The organism is Mesorhizobium sp. CO1-1-8, from assembly GCF_020164875.1.
Classification (GTDB): Bacteria; Pseudomonadota; Alphaproteobacteria; order Rhizobiales; family Rhizobiaceae; genus Mesorhizobium.
Genome location: NZ_JAIUGZ010000008.1, coordinates 139,531 through 157,181, shown reverse-complemented (window position 1 = coordinate 157,181; position 17,651 = coordinate 139,531). Strand labels below are relative to the sequence as shown.

19 protein-coding genes are annotated in these 17,651 nt (G+C 60.5%); 7 read left to right on the top strand and 12 right to left on the bottom strand.

Annotated features, from left to right (window positions below; translation table 11 throughout):
* Window positions 1-217 precede the first annotated feature (217 nt).
* The 5 genes from LB558_RS17870 to LB558_RS17850 are packed head-to-tail and all read left to right on the top strand — an operon-like array spanning window position 218 to window position 2,794.
* Window positions 218-679: a hypothetical protein gene (locus tag LB558_RS17870; RefSeq protein WP_224698775.1), complete on the top strand. Its 462-nt coding sequence runs from the start codon at window positions 218-220 to the stop codon at window positions 677-679.
* Complete coding sequence (locus tag LB558_RS17865) at window positions 676-1,083, top strand: hypothetical protein (RefSeq protein WP_224698774.1); 408 nt, start codon at window positions 676-678, stop codon at window positions 1,081-1,083. The genes LB558_RS17870 and LB558_RS17865 overlap by 4 nt, the downstream gene beginning before the upstream one ends.
* Window positions 1,083-1,457, top strand: a complete 375-nt coding sequence (locus LB558_RS17860; RefSeq protein ID WP_224698773.1) for a hypothetical protein — start codon at window positions 1,083-1,085, stop codon at window positions 1,455-1,457. Before LB558_RS17865 ends, LB558_RS17860 begins: the two co-directional genes overlap by 1 nt.
* A 12-nt stretch (window positions 1,458-1,469) precedes the next feature.
* Window positions 1,470-2,216, top strand: coding sequence for a hypothetical protein (locus LB558_RS17855; RefSeq protein WP_224698772.1), 747 nt, complete (start codon window positions 1,470-1,472; stop codon window positions 2,214-2,216).
* Window positions 2,217-2,218: 2 nt separating this feature from the next.
* Window positions 2,219-2,794, top strand: a complete 576-nt coding sequence (locus LB558_RS17850) for a hypothetical protein (RefSeq protein WP_224698771.1) — start codon at window positions 2,219-2,221, stop codon at window positions 2,792-2,794.
* Here LB558_RS17850 and LB558_RS17845 read toward each other — a convergent pair.
* The 3 genes from LB558_RS17845 to LB558_RS17835 all read right to left on the bottom strand — a co-directional run bounded on the left by LB558_RS17845 (window position 2,757) and on the right by LB558_RS17835 (window position 5,214).
* On the bottom strand, window positions 2,757-3,077 hold the full coding sequence (locus LB558_RS17845; protein ID WP_224698770.1) for an HTH domain-containing protein: 321 nt from the start codon (window positions 3,075-3,077) through the stop codon (window positions 2,757-2,759). The two genes, LB558_RS17850 and LB558_RS17845, sit on opposite strands and share 38 nt — an antisense overlap.
* 62 nt (window positions 3,078-3,139) lie before the next feature.
* On the bottom strand, window positions 3,140-4,057 hold the full coding sequence (locus LB558_RS17840; RefSeq protein ID WP_224698769.1) for a hypothetical protein: 918 nt from the start codon (window positions 4,055-4,057) through the stop codon (window positions 3,140-3,142).
* Between the two features lie 119 nt (window positions 4,058-4,176).
* Window positions 4,177-5,214 (bottom strand): DUF4238 domain-containing protein, encoded by a 1,038-nt coding sequence (locus LB558_RS17835; RefSeq protein WP_224698768.1) that lies wholly within the window; start codon window positions 5,212-5,214, stop codon window positions 4,177-4,179.
* Between the two features lie 95 nt (window positions 5,215-5,309).
* Between LB558_RS17835 and LB558_RS17830 the strand changes: the two genes are divergently transcribed.
* Entirely contained in the window at window positions 5,310-6,572 is a 1,263-nt protein-coding gene (locus LB558_RS17830) for a tyrosine-type recombinase/integrase (protein WP_224698767.1), read from the top strand.
* A gap of 406 nt (window positions 6,573-6,978) precedes the next feature.
* On the opposite strand, the gene LB558_RS17825 is transcribed toward LB558_RS17830, so the two are convergent.
* The 9 genes from LB558_RS17825 to LB558_RS17785 form a co-directional block, all read right to left on the bottom strand.
* Window positions 6,979-7,251 (bottom strand): DUF6894 family protein, encoded by a 273-nt coding sequence (locus LB558_RS17825; RefSeq protein WP_224698766.1) that lies wholly within the window; start codon window positions 7,249-7,251, stop codon window positions 6,979-6,981.
* A gap of 34 nt (window positions 7,252-7,285) precedes the next feature.
* Complete coding sequence (locus tag LB558_RS17820) at window positions 7,286-8,020, bottom strand: Crp/Fnr family transcriptional regulator (protein ID WP_224698765.1); 735 nt, start codon at window positions 8,018-8,020, stop codon at window positions 7,286-7,288.
* Window positions 8,021-8,924: 904 nt separating this feature from the next.
* Window positions 8,925-9,278 carry a cupin domain-containing protein gene (locus tag LB558_RS17815; protein ID WP_127266678.1) on the bottom strand — a complete coding sequence of 118 codons (354 nt, stop codon included), beginning with the start codon at window positions 9,276-9,278 and terminating at the stop codon, window positions 8,925-8,927.
* 374 nt (window positions 9,279-9,652) lie between these two features.
* The gene (locus LB558_RS17810) at window positions 9,653-10,546 is read right to left on the bottom strand and encodes a sugar phosphate isomerase/epimerase family protein (protein WP_224698764.1); all 894 of its coding nucleotides are present in this window, start codon (window positions 10,544-10,546) and stop codon (window positions 9,653-9,655) included.
* A gap of 160 nt (window positions 10,547-10,706) precedes the next feature.
* Window positions 10,707-11,645: an ABC transporter substrate-binding protein gene (locus tag LB558_RS17805; RefSeq protein ID WP_027038073.1), complete on the bottom strand. Its 939-nt coding sequence runs from the start codon at window positions 11,643-11,645 to the stop codon at window positions 10,707-10,709.
* A gap of 77 nt (window positions 11,646-11,722) precedes the next feature.
* Window positions 11,723-12,721, bottom strand: coding sequence for an ABC transporter permease subunit (locus LB558_RS17800; protein WP_224698763.1), 999 nt, complete (start codon window positions 12,719-12,721; stop codon window positions 11,723-11,725).
* Window positions 12,718-14,262 carry a sugar ABC transporter ATP-binding protein gene (locus LB558_RS17795; protein WP_224698762.1) on the bottom strand — a complete coding sequence of 515 codons (1,545 nt, stop codon included), beginning with the start codon at window positions 14,260-14,262 and terminating at the stop codon, window positions 12,718-12,720. Before LB558_RS17795 ends, LB558_RS17800 begins: the two co-directional genes overlap by 4 nt.
* The gene (locus tag LB558_RS17790) at window positions 14,259-15,638 is read right to left on the bottom strand and encodes an FGGY-family carbohydrate kinase (protein WP_224698761.1); all 1,380 of its coding nucleotides are present in this window, start codon (window positions 15,636-15,638) and stop codon (window positions 14,259-14,261) included. Before LB558_RS17790 ends, LB558_RS17795 begins: the two co-directional genes overlap by 4 nt.
* Entirely contained in the window at window positions 15,635-16,411 is a 777-nt protein-coding gene (locus LB558_RS17785; protein WP_127266683.1) for a DeoR/GlpR family DNA-binding transcription regulator, read from the bottom strand. The genes LB558_RS17790 and LB558_RS17785 overlap by 4 nt, the downstream gene beginning before the upstream one ends.
* Window positions 16,412-16,603: 192 nt before the next feature.
* Here LB558_RS17785 and LB558_RS17780 point away from each other — a divergent pair, with 192 nt between their 5' ends.
* On the top strand, window positions 16,604-17,647 hold the full coding sequence (locus tag LB558_RS17780; protein WP_224698760.1) for a class II aldolase/adducin family protein: 1,044 nt from the start codon (window positions 16,604-16,606) through the stop codon (window positions 17,645-17,647).
* The last annotated feature ends 4 nt before the right edge of the window (window positions 17,648-17,651 follow it).

The window sequence follows — 17,651 nt, the reverse complement described above, 5'->3', positions numbered from 1 at the left end:
ATGTTGCATGCATGTTGCAAGTCACGCTACGCTGCAACTACGCCAATTTGAATAAAACAAACCTACCGAAACCCTTCCTCAAGCAAGCGCTTAACCTATGACAAGCAATTATCCAGTCCCTCGGAGCAGGCACTTTCAGAGCCGCGTCACGAAAGGCAAGGAGCTTCTGCCGGGCGTCGATGGACGGACAAGGTGGGCGCGGCGGCTGCACGACCTCGTGGCCAATCACGTTCAGGACCTCGGCGGGCCGAAGCACGTCACGCAGAGCCAGTTCGCTTTGATCAGAGCCGCCGCCACTACGACGATCATTCTCGAGAAATGGGAACTTCAGTTCGCAACGGAAGGCACCGTCAACATAGCTGACTTGCTGGGTTATCAAACGACGCTCAACACCTTGCGAAGGGTCCTTGAGACGCTCGGTCTTGGCAGGGTCAGTCCCCCGCCTGACACGTCGCCCGTCCTGGATATGAGCAAGCTTACCCCCTCCGAGCAGCAACGCTTCAAGATGCTGACCCACACGGCAACCGAGGTGGGGCTGAATGCCCTGTCGGAAAGCAACGCTCGGGAACTTTACGCGCTGATGGAGAGAGCTTCTGGCAGAGGCGTCGGTCCTTCGTCCACGGACGCCGCCTATCGTGATCGCCCTGTCCGCGAGATCGACTATTCGAGGCGAAGATGAGCCCCGAAGTCTCCAGCGGCGACTTCTTTCATAGCCCGTGCGGCACCCAATGGGTGATCGTCTTCGTGCTCAACGCCAGTGGGATCAACGGCCTGAAGGACGGAAAATATGTCTTCGCCGTTCGCCCTGTCGAGACAAGCTACGGCGACGACATCCTCTACGATTTGTTCCCCGCCGACAAACTCGGCTGGACGACACAGTCGGTCTTTGACGAGCGCGATGTCTATCAACTCGCATACGAAGACTTCGCGATCCACGGCGAACGCGATCAGTTCGTCCAACTGCGGCGCGAAGACGGCTCGACCGAGTTCGCGTGGCGATGGCGTGTCGCCTTCAACATGATGCGCGGCACCGATGTCCCCCTGGAAGCTGAGTGGCGGCAAGCCACCGCAGGAGAAGTCTGATGGCTGTCCAAGTAGGCGATGTCGTCGTTGCGGGATCAGGGCTCCGCTGGTGCATCTTAGGCTTCGTTGGCAATCCCAGCGGCGGGCAAGATGCGAAGCTGATCCGCAAAAACTCTGATGGCAGCTACAGCGGATTGCAGAAGGATTCGGAAATGCTGATCGCGGTGGAGACGCCCGTCTTCCAGCCCGGCGATGAAGTGACGATCGACGGCTTCAAGGGCACGTACATGAGCCGCGAAGACGAAGGCGACATTGCGCGCGTCATGCTCGCACCACGTCAACGGCAGTTATCGAGCGGCGGGTTTGTCCAGATCGAGGCCGGTGTGGCTCGCGCCAGCTACGCCCTGTTCGTCGTCCAAAACCGAAAACTTTGAAGGAGAAGACACATGGCCACCAATGCTGATTTTGAACAAAGACTGCACGTCTCGCCCTCTATCAATGAATTGGCAATCGACCACTTCGCCGAGAGGCCGAGGGGCAACGATAAGCAGCCCGAACCCGACCTGGAGCATGTCGCACTATCAGGAGCGATGAAGGTTGCGAGGGAGGAGGCCCACGCGCTGGTTGCCCTCGTCAACACTGTCCACGGGGACGAGTCACAGACGCCAGCTGCAGCGGCGATCCAAGTCGCTACCGCCGCGAAGAAGACAGGTGAGCGTGTTGCGGCGCGGCTCCTTGCTGCTCAAGTGACAGTGGATGCAACAATCGCTTCGCTTCAAAAGGCGACGTTCGCTCCCCTGCCGGATGCTGACATTGGGGAGAAGTTCGACACGCAGATCCTTTATGCCCTCAAGACCATGACATCCGACGAACGCAGCGAAGCCTTCAATGAGGCATTCGAAACTGACGACATGACGATCATCGGTTCGGTACTCCGCGCGCCAGCCTTGTTGTCAGGCATGAACGCAACTGAGATCGCCGCGCTTCGGCATCGCTTCCAGCAGAAGCACCACCCGGTTGCGATGGCCCGTCTGGAGCGCTTGAAGAAGATGCGCGCGGCATCAGACGTTGGCGGCAAGGCATTCGTCAAGCTCGTGCAGGAGGCGGGCGACACAACGTTCGCCAATGGCGCAATCGCCGCACGGTCGAAGCGCGAGAGCGTGTTGGCGGCACATCAACAGCAGGAGGTATGAATATGGCCAGTCCAAATAGCGTCTACATCAGTGAAGGCCTTCGCCTACGCAACAAGCTCACCAAGACCGACCTTCCGACCGTCCCAGAAGAATACCGCATCGCCTATCGACCGGTCGACGAGGATGATGACGATTGCGAGGGCTATGACTTCATCCTGTGTGCCAGCGCCGCCAACTACGTCACGGAAGCAAAGGCTGAGATTGCCCGCCTCGCCGCCGAACTGGAGACGCTGAAAATTGAAGGCCCCGCGCGAGTAGCCGCCGCCAAGCAGGAGGCGCGCGACCATGCAGTCGCTTCAACCCTTCGTCATTCGCTTGTGAAAGCTGGCGTTAAATCCGGCTTGGTCGAAGGCGCCGCCTCGCTGCTGCAAGATGAAAATGACTTCGAGGTGGGAGAGTCTGACGACCGCAAGAAGAAGCGTGTCGTCCATGCCCGAACCGAGCGCGGGCTCCTACCAGTCGATGCGCTCGTGCAGGAGTTTATACAAACCCGAGGGGCAGCTTATCTGGAAAGGCGCGCTGCCCCCGCTGGTGGTCACTTCAATCAGCTACAAGCGGGGTTGAAGCGGGCTCACTGACAACAGGACCCTTGCCAAAAGCGAGGGTCTTGGCCTTTGCACGCTTTGGCTGAACGACGCTGTAGCGCATTGCCCCGTCTTTCATGACGCCACTGATGGCTGCGCCCCCGCGCTTCACATCGCCGATCAGCGAGTATGCGGCCTGCTTGCTGATCGACATCTTGTCGGCGATCTCTGCGACGCTGACACCACCGCCATTGAGCATTTCCAACACCCGGGATTTTTTTGTCTGGGGCTTCTCCGCCGGGGCGGCGGGAGCGGCTTCGACTTTGCTCTTACGCATATCCTGTACTCCTGTCTGACACGTCCGTTGATGGACGAAGCAGGCGTAGGACAGCGTGTCGGCTAGGTAGAGCGACTGGTAGTTGTCATATCAATTTCCACCAAGTCCTTGGAAGCATCGGCCTTGGCCTGTGACTTGGCGCTAGCCTCAGCCAGCGTCGCAAGAAGCTCCGGGCTTAGATTGCAAGTTAATCGAACCGGTGCTTTAGGGTCGCGTCTCTCTTCAGGAATCTCGTAGATTGCGATCTGCTTAAACCGGCCATTTCGCATTACCACATCTGCCAACAAATCTTCTGCGAAGGTCAGGAGATTATGAATGAATGCTGTCATGTCGTTGACGATGTCGGTCTCAGGTAACCCTGTACGATGCCATGACGGCGGCACCAGCCCAGTTTGGGACGAGTGAACGCGAATATTGTGGATCGAAAGCGTTCCTGAAAATCCCCCCGGATGCTCGACGGCGTTCCTCTTCCGTACGAGCTCGGTCGTCCAGTCTTGTTCTGACTTCAGGAGTGTCACGATGTGATCGTTCGCGCCAAAAATTTCCGATGCCCACTTCACGATCTCGATTATGCCCTTGCTGTCGGGAACAAACGCCCTGGCATCTTCGAATTTGCAGCCGTGGACAATCTGGAAGATGCCTAGAAGATCACGAAGATAATTCTTAGCGGCATATAGGAAATCTTCCGCGTCTCCCTGCAAGCCAACCACATACGGGACCTCAGCCGATCTCGGATCAGCATTCAAGTTTGCATGCACCCTTCGAAAATCGTCCCGGAGTTTCTTTTTTATCTGCTCAAGTGCCTCTTCGCATTTCAAAAGACGCTGCGTTAGGGTGATCACATACAAGGATACAACCTGGGCCTTCTTGTCTTCAGGCAGGTTAGAAAATCCAATTATATCTGTCGTCTGCACACCCAGGCGCGCGACGATCCGATTATTTGTACCGGCATTTGTAATTTTCTGTATCTGAAAGGCCATGCCTTCCTATAGGCCGATTCTCTACTGGCCCAAAGGGCCGCCTACACACTTGGGGCGACGTGCGTGGTTGTCGCCCTGCACACGGCGGCTTTGGCCTCTTGCACTATGAGCACCCAGACTTACCGCCGCCTAATTCCTGCACCCGTGCCAGTATCCACAACCCGCACCGGGTTCCGGAACTTTAGGAATGAGGGCCAGCCACTCGGAACTGGAAATAATGCAGACGTATGAAGCATTTCGCTGGCCGCGGACTCCTCGGAAGAAACCACAGCCCGATATTTGCCCTCCGCAAACTCGACAAGTTCTTCAATCGCGGACCATGTCGAAATGCGGCTTTTCTGATTTTCCTTGAACTGCTCCTGGACCTCATCGGCCATATTAATGTTGCTAAAGAACAGGCATGATGCGCAGTTGAGAATTTGAAGGCGGTTGAGGCCCTGAATATCTGACCGACTGGACAGAGAAACTATTGTTCCGACCTTGTCCGGGATGGTGTAACAGCCGCCATCATAAGCCAAAAAAAGAAATTTCGGAGACAGCGGGAGCAGAAGCATCGCTCCAGAATTTGACAACCCAAAATTGGTCCTCCCCAAACGTTGGATATGATATCTATTGGTGTGAATTGCCGGGTCGTCCGAAGTTATAAATTCCACATCTGATTCATTCCTAACGACCACAGTTTTTAAATCGTCGACCACATCTGCAGCGTCTTTGAGGATCACCATTGCCATACGAAGAATTTCTCTTTGTGAGAGAGGGGGCGGCTTGTGGACCTGACCAGCCTCACCGGCGAACGCCGTATCAATAAGCTGTTGCTGCGCTTGTTGAATTCTGCGCATGGCCTGTTCAGTCCTAAGATGCTGTAGCAGAGTAAAGCGAAGAAAACTAAATAGCTCGTCATCCTTGGATTTTCCATTTCTACTTTGGATATTTCGGATTGCAGTGGCATGCAGCCCCTCCATTCCTTGGAGGGCAGTTTCAAGTTTGTTATCTTCTCCATAGAAGTAATTCTTTGAGCACTGTCCAGAAATCGACGCGTTCTTAATCACTTTTCCTGATGGCGCATGATACGCATGTACACACAATCCTTCCTCGTTAAGCGAGAAAGGTTTGAAGTGACATTTTGGAACGAAGTGGTGATTCTTATTTTGCGCCATAGTGCGGATTTATCATCGGTCCGAGTCCGATGCTACTTTCGTTGCCGACCAACAGATTCTATGCAACATAGTGCCTCTAGACAGGAGACACAGTCATGTCAGTTCGTAAGCGTAAATGGAAAACCAAGAGCGGCGCTGCCCGGGAAGCTTGGTTCGTAGACTACACAGACCAGCACGGCGTGAGGGTAGGCAAGCAGTTCGCGAAGAAGAAGGACGCCGATGCCTTCGCCGCTTCAACCCACACCGAAGTTCGCCAGAGCAGTCACATAGCTGACTACGCCACCAAGACGGTTAAACAGGCCGGCGAGAAGTGGCTGAAGCGGGCGGAAGAGTCGCTTGAGGTCATGACCGTCAAGCAATACGAGCAGCACTTGCGCCTCCATATCCTGCCTTTCCTAGGGGATCACAAGCTGACGCGGATTACTGTGCCGGTTGTGCGCGAATTCATGGACAAGTTGCGGGACGCCGGACGCTCGCCCGCGATGGTCAAAAGCATCCGTACCAGCCTGAGCGGGATTCTCGCTGAGGCGCAGGAGCGAGGCTGGTCAAACCAAAACGCCGTGCGCGATATGAGTCAGGGGCGGAAGGGTCGCGAGAGCAAGGGCGACAAGCGCCGCAAGGCGAAACTGGTCGTCGGCAGGGATATTCCAACACGCGAGGAGATCCAAAAAGTCATCGCCCAGCTAAATAAGCCTGACGCCGCATATCGACAGCTAATCATAACGGCCATCTTCACCGGTATGCGAGCAAGTGAGCTGCGGGGCCTCCGGTGGGACGACATAGATTTCGCGAGGAAAGAGATCACCGTGCGCCAACGCGCCGACGCCACGAATGACATGGGTCCGCCAAAATCGGAAGCTGGTCAGCGAACGATTGAGATGGCACCCATGGTCATTAACACCCTGAAAGACTGGAAGGACAAGTGTCCGAAGGGTGAGCTTGGTCTCGTCTTCCCAACGCAGAAGGGCACCGTACAACGTCACGAGAACATCGTGCGACGCGGCCTTTGGGAGCCGCAGATCGCTGCCGGACTCACTAAGCAGAAGGTGCTGCGAACGGAAGGACGAGTGCCCCTGCTGAAAGACGGGAAGGAGCAGCTAGTGACCGTCGCCAAGTACGAGGGGCTGCACGCCTTGCGCCACTTTTTCGCGTCGTGGTGCCTCAACCCTATGTCTCTGGGCGGACAAGGCAAAAACCCAATGGAGGTGCAGAAGGAGTTGGGTCACTCGACCATCGCCCTGACAATGGACACCTATGGCCACCTGTTCAAGAAGACTAAGAATGACGGAGCGCTTGCCAGGGCTGAAGCTGCGCTGCTAAAGCCGGTGACTGCAACACAAACGCAACATGCAGGCTGAAAGCCGTGCAAATGCTGGACTTCTAACGGGTTCCTAATCTGTAGGTCACAGGTTCGATTCCTGTCGGGATCACCAAAGTTTTCAATAACTTAGTGAAACACCGCCGTACTTTTTGGGGAGTACGGCAAATTCGCGGCCCCGCGCCGGCGTATTCTTCTCACGTCGCGCTCCTGCAATGAAGGGTGGCATAGGTCGTCTTCGCCGCTTGCGGCGGCCATAAGCTCTGCCTTGACCCAGTGCGTCGCCGGCCGCTTTATGCTCTTTGACGCCGGCCCGGCGCGTTCTGGACCCGCTTCCAGATGCGTTCGCCCGGGCGAAGCTCAATGGGTGCGCGTCACCCACGAGAAGATCGTGCGGTGTCCAAGTAGGCGTTCAAGTGAGCAGGTTGCGTCGCGCCTGAAGGATACTAGACGTGTGAATCCGGCGAGCTGCCGCCATGGGAACGGTGCTCTGCTTCGACCTCAAAGTTTAGCGAGACTTGTAATACAACGTCGCCGCCGTCATCACGTACCTTGATCACCAGCTTGTGACGATCGCCATCCGGCAGGCTATCCTTGATCATTTCAACAAGGGTGCGGATGGCCTCTTCTTTTACTCGATCGAAGGTATCACAATCGGTGCCCTGATCATCAGGGTAGAACGTGCCGTTGTCGTCGACATCGAAATAATACAGGGCCATCTGCCCAAATTCGCGCCTGCCGTGTTGGTTCCCGTTAAGCGACAATCTGCGGCTGAATCTCGATGTCTCCCACAAGGCGCTTATATTCAGCCTCCGACTCCCCGTAACAGCCATCCGCGACATCAATCAGGCCTTTGCGGTTGCGAATAACGACTTCGCCACGCCGAGACTGGATAAAACCACGTCCTTCCAGGACTTGAAGCGCAATCGTTACGCCTGGTCGTCTCACACCAAGCATCATCGACAAAAACTCGTGGGTGATGGCAAGCCGATTGCCAACGGCGCGGTCGTCACACATGAGCAGCCACCGTGCGAGGCGCTCTTCGATTTTGGATCGCGCGTTGTTCAGTGCGGTGTATGTGGCCTGGATGTGAAAGGCATGAACGTATCGAAGCAAAAACGGCCGAAGCGTCCTGCTTGTGTCTAAGGCGGTTTTGAATCGCGCCGCCTCTATCATCATCGCTTCGCTGGTCATCTGAATGAAGCAATCATGCGTGGCACGGTCATCGCCCATGACGAGAGCCGAGCCGGTCATGCCCTCGAAACCAATTATGCCGACTTCCGCGTCGACGTTTGGCCGCTTCTTTGCCACCACCGAGGCGAGCCCACTCTGAAGAAAATAGACATAATCGATTGGCTTGCCGGCCGTTTCGATAGGGCTGCGCAACTCAAGGAACGTGTCGCGAAGATGCGGAACAAGGAGGTTCAAATCAGCAGGTGCGAGGCGGCGCAACAATGCATTTTTATTTGGCTCGATTTGCCGGTCCATGGCTCTTCCTTCCAAAAGGGCAAGAGCACGCGATCCCTCGGCTGTCTGCGCCCCGGCGCCTTCTGCAGACGACACAACGCAAGCTAGTCTATGGAACCCTCGAAGTCCGGCTTGGTACGAAACTGACATTGGTCGCCGCCTTTGCGAGCGGGAAAAGCTGCTAGTGACGCAGGCGCGTTCCCGCAGTGTCGAGGAACGACCACAAGTCGACCCGCGATATTGTTCCTTTGAATGGCGATCGGTGGCCCCGAAGTCACGCGCAAGAGCGCTCGAGATATCGGGCCGAAGGCGGGGCGCCTTGGGATGGTCGCTCCCACGCGCCAGTGCATGATGCTTCAACTGACGACACCGCCTTGTACGCCTTTGACAGGATTTAGCGAGTCAAATCGGGCGGACATCGAAATGCGCTCGATTGTACGTTTGCAACCAATCACCGAAGTGACGTTGTTCTTCTGGGTCCACGCCACATTCTATCCACATGGAAAAAGCCCAAAGCAGTTGCGAGCCCGACCCTGAAGACCACGCCTACTCGGTAGAGTTCTTCGCCCAGAAACACAGCCTGACCGCAAAGGCTTCTGAGGTTATTATTCACGCGAACGGCCCGTCGAAAAGGGCGTGCGACGCCGCAGCCGTAGCTTTCATTGCAGCGTTGGGTCGGCGGAAAAGGCAGGACTGATGCTCAACATGCCGAAGCTGTCGCCGGGTGGATCAGTCAGATCACTTCAACGAAGCAAGAAAGGCGTCTAGATATCCGTTGAACTGGTCTGGGTCTTCCAGAAGGAGCAGCACGGACGGGATCTCGACGCGTTCATACAGCATCTTCAGCTCACCCGGGCCACATGCGCGGCCCCGCCGGTCGTGCCGTGACAGCCCCGTTTTCCGTGCTCGACGTAGACGATCCGCCTCAGCCAACCCGCACAACAAAATGCTTCGTCACCGGCTCGATGATCTTCCAGGTTCCCTTGAAATCCGCTTCCACCACGAAGGCATCGCCGGGGCCGACCTCGACCGGCGTGCCGCCGTCCGGCGTGATGATGATGCGGCCGGCGATCATGTGCACGAACTCATAGTCGGTATAGGTGGCGTGATAGGTGCCGGGCGTCGCGCGCCAGGTGCCCGACAACACCTTGCCGTCCTCGGTCGTGTGCTGGACGGCGGTTTGCATGGTCGGCTTGCCCTCGACGACGATCCAGCCAGCCAGATCGCCGGCGTCCGCGTGTTCGACCGTGCCGAATTTGAGGATTGTCTCGCGTGTCATGTGCTGGGCTCCGTTGGGTGGATTGCGTGGCGTTGTCAGATAACCGATGCACCTGCCGCGAGCAATGCCGGCGCCATACGGCGCAGGGCAACGAACTCGGGTTAACGGATTCCTGCGAAGCCTTTCGCCGGCACGTTGGCTGACGGTGCATCAAACAAAAACCCGCCTGTGCGGCGGGTCACTGGCGCAAATCAGCACCATGAACGTATATGTACCTTAGCTGAGGTCACCGAGTCAAGAAAAAATTCCTATCGCGACAGCTGCCGGCACAAAAATTGCCAACACTGGCTGCCACGAGGCCTTACGTTAATCTGAGTTCGGAACCCTGCCATGCGGCGCACGACACGCTCGCACCCTTCGGCTCGACGGGCGGGTCAGGGCTTGTGGCGCGCCGAGACGAGTTCCGCCTTGCGCCTTGCCGTCTCCAGCCCGAGCCCGATGAAGGCGCGCGCGTGCTTGGCCAGCGCCATGTTGTCCGTCCAGAGATTGCGCCAGATCGCGGTCTTCTTCGACAGGTTCTCATCGACGATTTCCGAAGAGAAGGATTCGAAGCTGAGGTCGTCGCTATAGCCGATAGCCGTCAGCGCATCGAAGATCGCGGCGAAGTTGATATTGCCGGTGCCGAGGAAGCCGCGATGGCTTTCGCCGATATGGACATAGCCGATCTTATCCGCGGCCTGACGGATGGCCAGCCCGACATCGGCCTCCTCGATGTTCATGTGGAACGTGTCGAGATGCAGGAAGATGTTGTCCGAGCCGGTGTCCTCGATGAAGGCCAGCCCTTGCGCGGCGGTGTTGAGCAGATTGCTTTCGAAGCGGTTGACGATCTCGAGGTTGAGCGTGACGCCGGCCGCCTTGGCTGTCTCGGCAACCTTGGCCAGCGTGCCGGCGCTGCGCTGCCATTGATCGCGCGTCGGCGCCTCGACCTGCAATCCGTGGCTGGTCGAGAGAATGCCGGCGACCTTACGGCCGCCGAGATCGCGCGTCAGCGCGATGGTGTCGTTGAGGATTTCGACGCCGCGCGCGGCAATCGCCTTGTCGGCGCTCGAAATATCGCCATCACCAGGCAATCCGATGCTGATCGCCACGCCGAGGCCAAGATCGGCAATGCGCCTGGCGACCCCGCCGATGTCGACATTGGCGGGGTCGAGATAGGAGAATTCGATGAGGTCGAAGCCGGCCTCCCTGGTGTTGGCCAGCGTGCGCTCGAGATCGACCTGAGCCGAGCTCGCCGACCAGACGAAAGAATGGATTCCAATACGCGACATCATCATCTCCGGCTTCTGCGCATCGACCCGGAAGCGGGCCGATGCCTGGACAAGACGTGGGGGCGGGTGATCCCGGCCCCACGCTGTTGGTGGAGGTTAGAGATTGTTTCGAAATTCGCTCTGGCGAGTCACCGACAGAGTAGAATTTCCAAACAGGCTCTTAGCGGGCCGCGGTCCAGCCCTTGTAGTCCTTCAGGTTCTCGGCCGTGATCAGCTTCGGGTCGAGCAGAACGGTCGGCTCCGCCGGCTTCTTGCCGGCCAGCAGTTCGGCCGCCATCGTCAGCGACTGGCCGGCCATCACATAGGGATCCTGCGATGCCGAGGCCTTGATCATCGAGGTGCCGGAGGAGAGTTCCTTCTCGATATCGGGCGCGCCGTCGACGGCGGTGAAGATGAATTCCGAGCGGTTGAGCTGCTTGGCCGCAAGCTGGGCGCCGATCGCCGTCGGGTCATTGATGGCAAACACCGCATCGATCTTGTCGAAGCGGGTGAGCAGCGACTGGAACACCTTCAGGCCGCCGTCGCGCGAGCCTTCGGCATTCTGGTCGTCGGAGAGGATCTTGATGTCGGGATGCTGCGCCAGCACGTTCTTGCAGCCCTTCACCCGCTCCAGGATCGATGACGATGCCGGCCCATTGAGGATGACGTAGTCGCCCTTGCCGCCGGTGTGGTCGACCAGATACTGGCAGGCCTCTTCGCCTGCCTTGACGTTGTTGGTCATCACGGTCACGTCGGCGCCCGGCGCCGAAACGTCGAAGGCGGCAACGACGATACCCGCCGCCTGTGCCTTCTTCACCGCCGGCGCGATCGCCTTGGCGTCGACGGCATTGAGCATGATCACGTCGACACCGGCGGCGATGAACGAATCGACCTGCGAGACCTGCTTGTTGAGGTCATAGTCGGCCGATACCGAGGTCACCTCGACCTTCGGGTTGATTTTCTTGGCCGCGTCCTCGATGCCCTTGATGGTGGCGACGAAGAAGGGATTGCCGAGCAGGCCGACCGAGATACCGACCTTGTTGAGGTCCTTGGCCGAAGCAGGCGCGATGGCGAGCGACGCGAGTGCGACGCCGCAGAGCAGTTTGGCGATGGTCTTCATTGCTTTCCTCCTGATACCCCGCGCCTCTCACGGTGCGTTACATGAAACCGGTCGTTGACGCCGGCGACTAAGGTCAATCACGTTCTTGCTCCTGCCTGGAGCCTGTAACGGTCGAGGGCGACCGCCACGATGATGACCAATCCCTTGATGATGTACTGCCAGATGTCCGAGACACCGGCCAAGATGAGCCCGTTGGAGAGCACCGCGATGATCAGGCCGCCGATCAGCGTGCCCCAGATCGAGCCGACGCCGCCGACGAAGCTGGTGCCGCCGAGGATGACCGCGGCAATGGCGTCGAGTTCGTAGGACTGCCCGAGCTGCAGGCCGTTGGCGGCGTAGAGCCGGGCCGCCGACATGGCACCGCCAAGACCGGCCAGCAGGCCGGAAACGCCATAGACGAAGAGCAGCACCAGCGGCACCTTGATGCCGGTCAGCCGCGCCGCTTCGGCATTGCCGCCGACGGCGTAGATCCAGGTGCCGAGCACCGTGCGCTTCAGCACCAGCCAGGACAGCACGACCACCGACAGCGCGATGATGACCAGCCACGGAATGCCGAACAGCGAACCGTTGCCGATGAAGTCGAACGGCAGGTCCGAGTTGAACACCGTGGTGTCCTGGCCGAGCAGGCGGGCGACGCCGCGCACCGCGGTCAGCGACCCCAGCGTGACGATGAAGGGCGGCAGCTTGATGTAGGCGATGAGCAGCCCGTTGATGAGGCCGAAGCCGAGGCCGACCAGAATGGCCGCCGGCACGCCGAGCAAACCCCAGTCCGGCACCAGCGACACCATCACCGCCACCATCGCCGATGCGGCGAGGATGGCGCCGACGGACAGGTCGATACCGCCGGTCAGGATGACGAAGGTCATGCCGGCCGCCAGCACGATGTTGATCGACGACTGCTGGGTGACGATCAAGAGGTTGGTCTCGGTCAGGAAACGCGGGTTCAGGAACTGGAAGCCGGCAGCCAGCAGGACCAACACCGGCAGCATGCCAAGGGCAGCTAAAGCGGTGCGCAACCGTCGGCTCGTGCCGGAGGCCTGGCCGCCTGCGCTGATCTCGGTCGCCTTGTCGGTCATTGCTGAGCCGCTCCCGTTGCAAGTTCCATGATTTTCTCCTGGCTTAGCGGTTCGTCTTGCGATGCCGTCACCTCGCCCGATATCGTACCGTCGCGCATCACCAGCACGCGATCGGCGACGCCGATCACCTCGGGCAGTTCGCTGGAGATCATCAGGATGGCGATGCCCTGCTTGGCGAGATTGTCGATCAGCCGGTAGATTTCCGATTTCGCCCCGACATCGACGCCGCGGGTCGGCTCGTCGAGGATGACGACCTTCGGCTCGGTTTCGAGCAGGCGGGCGAGCAGCACCTTCTGCTGGTTGCCGCCCGACAGCGAGCCGGCATTGGCCTGCACCGAAGCGGTGCGGATGGAGAGATCGGCAACGGCTTTGGAAGCGCGCCTTTCGGCGGCCGCGAAGTCGCGCAAGCCGCCGGCGCGCGAATCCCGCGCCAATACGCCCATGCTGATATTGTCGGAAATCGACATGTCGAGGAACAGGCCGAGTTCCTTGCGGTCCTCGGTCAGATAGGCGATGCCGGCATCGAGCGCCTCGCGCGGCGAGCCGATGGTTACAGGTTTGCCGTCGAGTTCCAGCGTGCCTGAAATGTGCCTGTCGGCGCCGAAGATCAGCCGCGCGAGCTCGGTGCGGCCGGAACCGACCAGACCCGCCAGCGCCAGCACCTCGCCCTTGTGCAGGTCGAACGAACAGTTTTTCAGGAGACGGCCGTCGGACATGCCGCGCACCGAGAGCGCAACCGCGCGCTTTTCGTCCGGCGGCCGATGATCCTTCTTGTAGAAAGCCGACAGATCGCGGCCGACCATCATCGACACGAGGCGCGAGGCGCTGAGGTCGGCACGCTCGAGCGTGCCGACATAACCGCTGTCGCGCAGCACGCTGACGCGGTCGGCAAGCTGGTAGACCTCTTCCATGCGGTGGCTGATGTAGATGATGGCGATGCCTTGCGATTTCAGCGTCGCGATGACCTCGAACAGCCGGTCAGTCTCGCGCGAGGTCAGCGATGTGGTCGGCTCGTCCATGACGATGATGCGCGCATTGGTCGACAGCGCGCGGGCGATCTCGACCAGCTGTCGCTCGCCGAGCGACAGGCTGGAGACCATGTCGCGGGCCGAAAAGGAGACGCCCAGACGCGCGATGATCTCTCTGGCGCGCCGGGTGCACTGGTCGCGATCGACGATGCCGAAGCGTCGCGGCTCGTTGCCGAGGAAAATGTTCTGCGCCACCGTCAGATTGGGCGCCAGCGACAGCTCCTGGTAGATCACCGCGACGCCGCTGGCGCGCGCCTTGATCGGATCGCCGGTCGCGGCCGGCATGCCGTCGATCAGGATCTCGCCACCGGCATCCGGCCGATAGGCGCCTGAAAGCACCTTCATCAATGTCGACTTGCCGGCGCCGTTCTCGCCCATCAAGGCGTGCAGCTCGCCGGCATGGACGCTGAGCGAGACATCGTGCAAGGCACGGATCGCGCCGAACGTCTTGGAGATGTGCCGCATCTCCAGCACCGGCTGGCGCGCGGTCTCGGCCCTGGCAATCGCACTCATCGCGCGCCTCCCACTGCCGCACCAGTGATGCCCCGGTCCATCGTGGCGTCACGCCAATTGCTGCGATAGCCTGCCAACCCGGTGAAACGCGACGCGCGCACCGGCTCCGGAACTTCGACAGCGAATTCGCGCCCGACGCTCTCGAAGGCGAGCGCCGCGGCACCGGTGGCGCTGCCCTCCAGCGTGGCGCCCTGCAGGAAAGCCTGGCCGGGACGCAACTGCGCCAGCAGCCCGGCGAGCAGGCCGCCTGTGTTCAGCCCGCCATCGACGATCACGGTATTGTTCGAATGGATAAGGTCGAGGCAGAGATCGACCATCAGCGCGACGTAGAGCAGCGCCGTGGCCGCGCGTTCCTCGGCGTCGGGCGCGCGCCCCGCCAGCCGGCCGGAATGGCCGGACATCGGCCCGCCCGGCGCGAAGCTCGGCAGCGCCATGATGCCGGCATCGATCACCCGCTGCACCACCGGGCCGGCAATCTCGCCTTGCCAGCCGGCGCTGATGGTTGCGAACTCGCGCCCGCCCATGAAACGGATGGTCGGCACCGGACCGCCGTCGACATCGACATTGACCAGCATGTCGCGGTCCCGGTCGAGCGTATCCAGCGGGCAGTCCGGATTGAGCACAATGACCCAGGTGCCGGTCGAAACGACGGTGACCGGGCCAAGCTCCTGCCGGCGATAGGCATGCAGCGCCGCATTCGAGTCATGGACGCCGTTGTGGATGGCGATCGGTCGTGCCGCAGCGCCAAGGCGGTGCTCGCCGATAACAGCGCCGGCGCGCTCGAAGGCAGGCATCCGGTCACGCCAGCCCCGCGCGTCGACCAGCGAGGAAAAGTCTTGGCGGCGCGGCGCCCACAAATGCGAGTGGCAGCCAAGATAGGACACTTCCGAGACCGCACGCCCGCCAAGGCGCCAGCTCCAGTATTGCGGATAGCCGAGGATCGATTTCGACGCAGCGAACGCGTTGGGATCGACCTCCTGCAGCCACAGCATGTGGCGGCCGTAGTTGAAGCCCAGCGGCAGCCGCGGCGAGAAGGTCTCGGCAAAGTCCGGAATGCGGCGATCGATCCGCGCTGCAATCTCGGCCGGCGGCTCTTGCTCGTAATCGAGGATCGGATGCGTCAGCGCCGCTTCGTCGACCAAGGCAAAGGTGCAGCCATGGCCCGACACCATGACCCCTTCCACTCCATGACCGTCGACCGCATCGGCAACGGCGCTGAGCGCCCAATGGTGGAGTGCCGCCTCGTCGAGCACGCTGAAGCCGCCTTGGCGTATCCACTTCGGCTGTGTCCGGCGCTCGTCGATGATCCGCCCGTCCTGACCGAAGACGAACAGCTTCGAATTGGTCTTGCCGAAATCGAGGACAGCCACCTTCACTGGATGGCTCCCGAGGCTATCCGCACCATGACGCCGGCATCTTCCAGCATGCGCGCATCGGCGTCGGAAAGACCGTCGTCGGTGACCAGCGTGCCGATGCGGGAAAGCGGCAGCGCGACATTGCGCGCGTGAATCGACAGTTTGCGGCTGTCGGCCAGCACCACGATCTGGTCGGCGCAGAGGCTGAGATCGACGATCGAGCGTACCAGCAGCGGGTGCGATTCCATCACGCCTTCCTGGCCAAGGCCTTGCGCGCCGAGAAAGAATTTGGAGGCGTAGAAAGGCACAGCCTGGGTGAGCGAATGGATGATGCCGGGTTCGCGATGCAGATCACCGCCGGCAACCGTCAGGCTGCAATGGCCGTGGTCGCTGAGATAGGCCGCCAGCGGCATCGAGTTGGTGTAGAGGCGGATGTTGCGCTCGGCGAGCTTGACCCCGAGATGGAAGCAGGTCGAGCCGCCATGCACGATGACGGCGTCGCCGTCGCGCACCATGGTCGCCGCAAGAGCGGCGATCTGCCGCTTGGCCTCGACCGCGAGGTCGCGGTTCTCGTCGTAGGGCCTGGCGTAGGCAACACCGGCCTGGGAAGCGCCGTCGAGCGCCGAGATGCCGCCATAGACCTTCCGCGCTTCGCCGGCTTCGTCGATCCTGTCGATGTCGCGCCTGACCGTCGCGGCTGAAACGCCAAGCCGTTCCTGCAGCTCGCGCACCGAAGCGAACGGACGATCCCGCAGCAGTTCGACGATCTGACGCTGGCGGCCGGAGTCGCTCAATTCTTTCCTCCCGGATGCCATTTTCCATGGCAGTTGGCGCAACTTACTCAACATTAGCCGGATTGCAAGCGGGTTTTGACGATAGTAGATCACTATTGACGTAGATCACTCGCATCTGCGATATCAGCGCCAATTCGACCCGGCAACGGGATTTCGCGCAGGACACGGCCGAGCCGTTGGAGGAAAAGCGCCATGGCGACCCAAGCTGACGCGCAGGAACTGGCGGCCTTGCGGGCGCTCTCGGCCAGCATCGGGCGGAGCCCGCATCTGACCCAGGCGGCGGGCGGCAACACCTCGTTGAAAGCCGGCGACACGCTGTGGATCAAGGCCTCCGGCACCTGGCTGAAGGACGCGCTCGTCGATGACATCATGGTGCCGGTGGCGATGGCGCCGCTGCTGAAAGCCGTCGAACAGCGCGATGGCGCCGCCGACCAGCCGCAGGGTTTCACCATTGCAGCGCTCAACCCGCGCGGCCTGCGGCCATCGATCGAGACCACGGTGCACGCCCTGATGCCGCAGCGCGTCGTTCTGCATGTCCATTGCGTCGACACCATCTCGCTTGCCGTGCAGGCCGATGGCGAGGCCGAGGTCGCCAGGCGGCTCGATGGCATCGAATGGGCCTATGTGCCCTATTTCCGGCCAGGCCTGCCGCTTGCTCGCGGCATCGCCGAAAAACTGCGGCCTGGTGTCGACGTGCTGATCCTTGGCAATCACGGGCTGGTCGTCGCCGCCGAAACCGTCGCCGGGGCGGAGCTTCTGCTGCGCCGCGTCCGGTCATTGCTGGCCCGGCCGGCGCGCGCGACCGCCGCGCCCGACCTCGCCGCCCTGGCGGCGCTTGCCGGCGGCAGCGGCTACAGATTGCCGGCCGATGTCGAAGCGCATGCGGTTGCGCTCGACCCTGAGAGCCGCCGCATGGCCCAGGCCGGCAGCCTCTATCCGGACCACGTCATCTTCCTCGGCCAGGGCTCCGTCGTGGCGAAACCAGGCGAGGCCGTGGCCGATGTCATTGCACGACTGGGCACGTCGCCTGCGGCGATCCTGTTTCCCGGCGCAGGCGTGCTGATGCGCGGCGACGCCAGTGCCGGCGCCGATGCCATGCAACGCTGCCTCGCCGACGTGACGGCGCGCATCGACATCGCAGCGCGGCTGAACTATCTCACCGCTTCCGAGAATGACGAGCTGGTCAACTGGGACGCCGAGCAATATCGCCAGAAGCTCAACGCGGCTGGCGGCTAGCATG

Excerpts from the sequence above, each read along its gene's own strand:
- LB558_RS17865 (WP_224698774.1), top strand. The coding sequence starts at position 676 with ATGAGCCCCGAAGTCTCCAGCGGCGACTTCTTTCATAGCCCGTGCGGC.
- LB558_RS17860 (WP_224698773.1), top strand. The coding sequence starts at position 1,083 with ATGGCTGTCCAAGTAGGCGATGTCGTCGTTGCGGGATCAGGGCTCCGC.
- LB558_RS17855 (WP_224698772.1), top strand. The coding sequence starts at position 1,470 with ATGGCCACCAATGCTGATTTTGAACAAAGACTGCACGTCTCGCCCTCT.
- LB558_RS17850 (WP_224698771.1), top strand. The coding sequence starts at position 2,219 with ATGGCCAGTCCAAATAGCGTCTACATCAGTGAAGGCCTTCGCCTACGC.
- LB558_RS17845 (WP_224698770.1), bottom strand. The coding sequence starts at position 3,077 with ATGCGTAAGAGCAAAGTCGAAGCCGCTCCCGCCGCCCCGGCGGAGAAG.
- LB558_RS17840 (WP_224698769.1), bottom strand. The coding sequence starts at position 4,057 with ATGGCCTTTCAGATACAGAAAATTACAAATGCCGGTACAAATAATCGG.
- LB558_RS17835 (WP_224698768.1), bottom strand. The coding sequence starts at position 5,214 with ATGGCGCAAAATAAGAATCACCACTTCGTTCCAAAATGTCACTTCAAA.
- LB558_RS17830 (WP_224698767.1), top strand. The coding sequence starts at position 5,310 with ATGTCAGTTCGTAAGCGTAAATGGAAAACCAAGAGCGGCGCTGCCCGG.
- LB558_RS17825 (WP_224698766.1), bottom strand. The coding sequence starts at position 7,251 with ATGGCCCTGTATTATTTCGATGTCGACGACAACGGCACGTTCTACCCT.
- LB558_RS17820 (WP_224698765.1), bottom strand. The coding sequence starts at position 8,020 with ATGGACCGGCAAATCGAGCCAAATAAAAATGCATTGTTGCGCCGCCTC.
- LB558_RS17815 (WP_127266678.1), bottom strand. The coding sequence starts at position 9,278 with ATGACACGCGAGACAATCCTCAAATTCGGCACGGTCGAACACGCGGAC.
- LB558_RS17810 (WP_224698764.1), bottom strand. The coding sequence starts at position 10,546 with ATGTCGCGTATTGGAATCCATTCTTTCGTCTGGTCGGCGAGCTCGGCT.
- LB558_RS17805 (WP_027038073.1), bottom strand. The coding sequence starts at position 11,645 with ATGAAGACCATCGCCAAACTGCTCTGCGGCGTCGCACTCGCGTCGCTC.
- LB558_RS17800 (WP_224698763.1), bottom strand. The coding sequence starts at position 12,721 with ATGACCGACAAGGCGACCGAGATCAGCGCAGGCGGCCAGGCCTCCGGC.
- LB558_RS17795 (WP_224698762.1), bottom strand. The coding sequence starts at position 14,262 with ATGAGTGCGATTGCCAGGGCCGAGACCGCGCGCCAGCCGGTGCTGGAG.
- LB558_RS17780 (WP_224698760.1), top strand. The coding sequence starts at position 16,604 with ATGGCGACCCAAGCTGACGCGCAGGAACTGGCGGCCTTGCGGGCGCTC.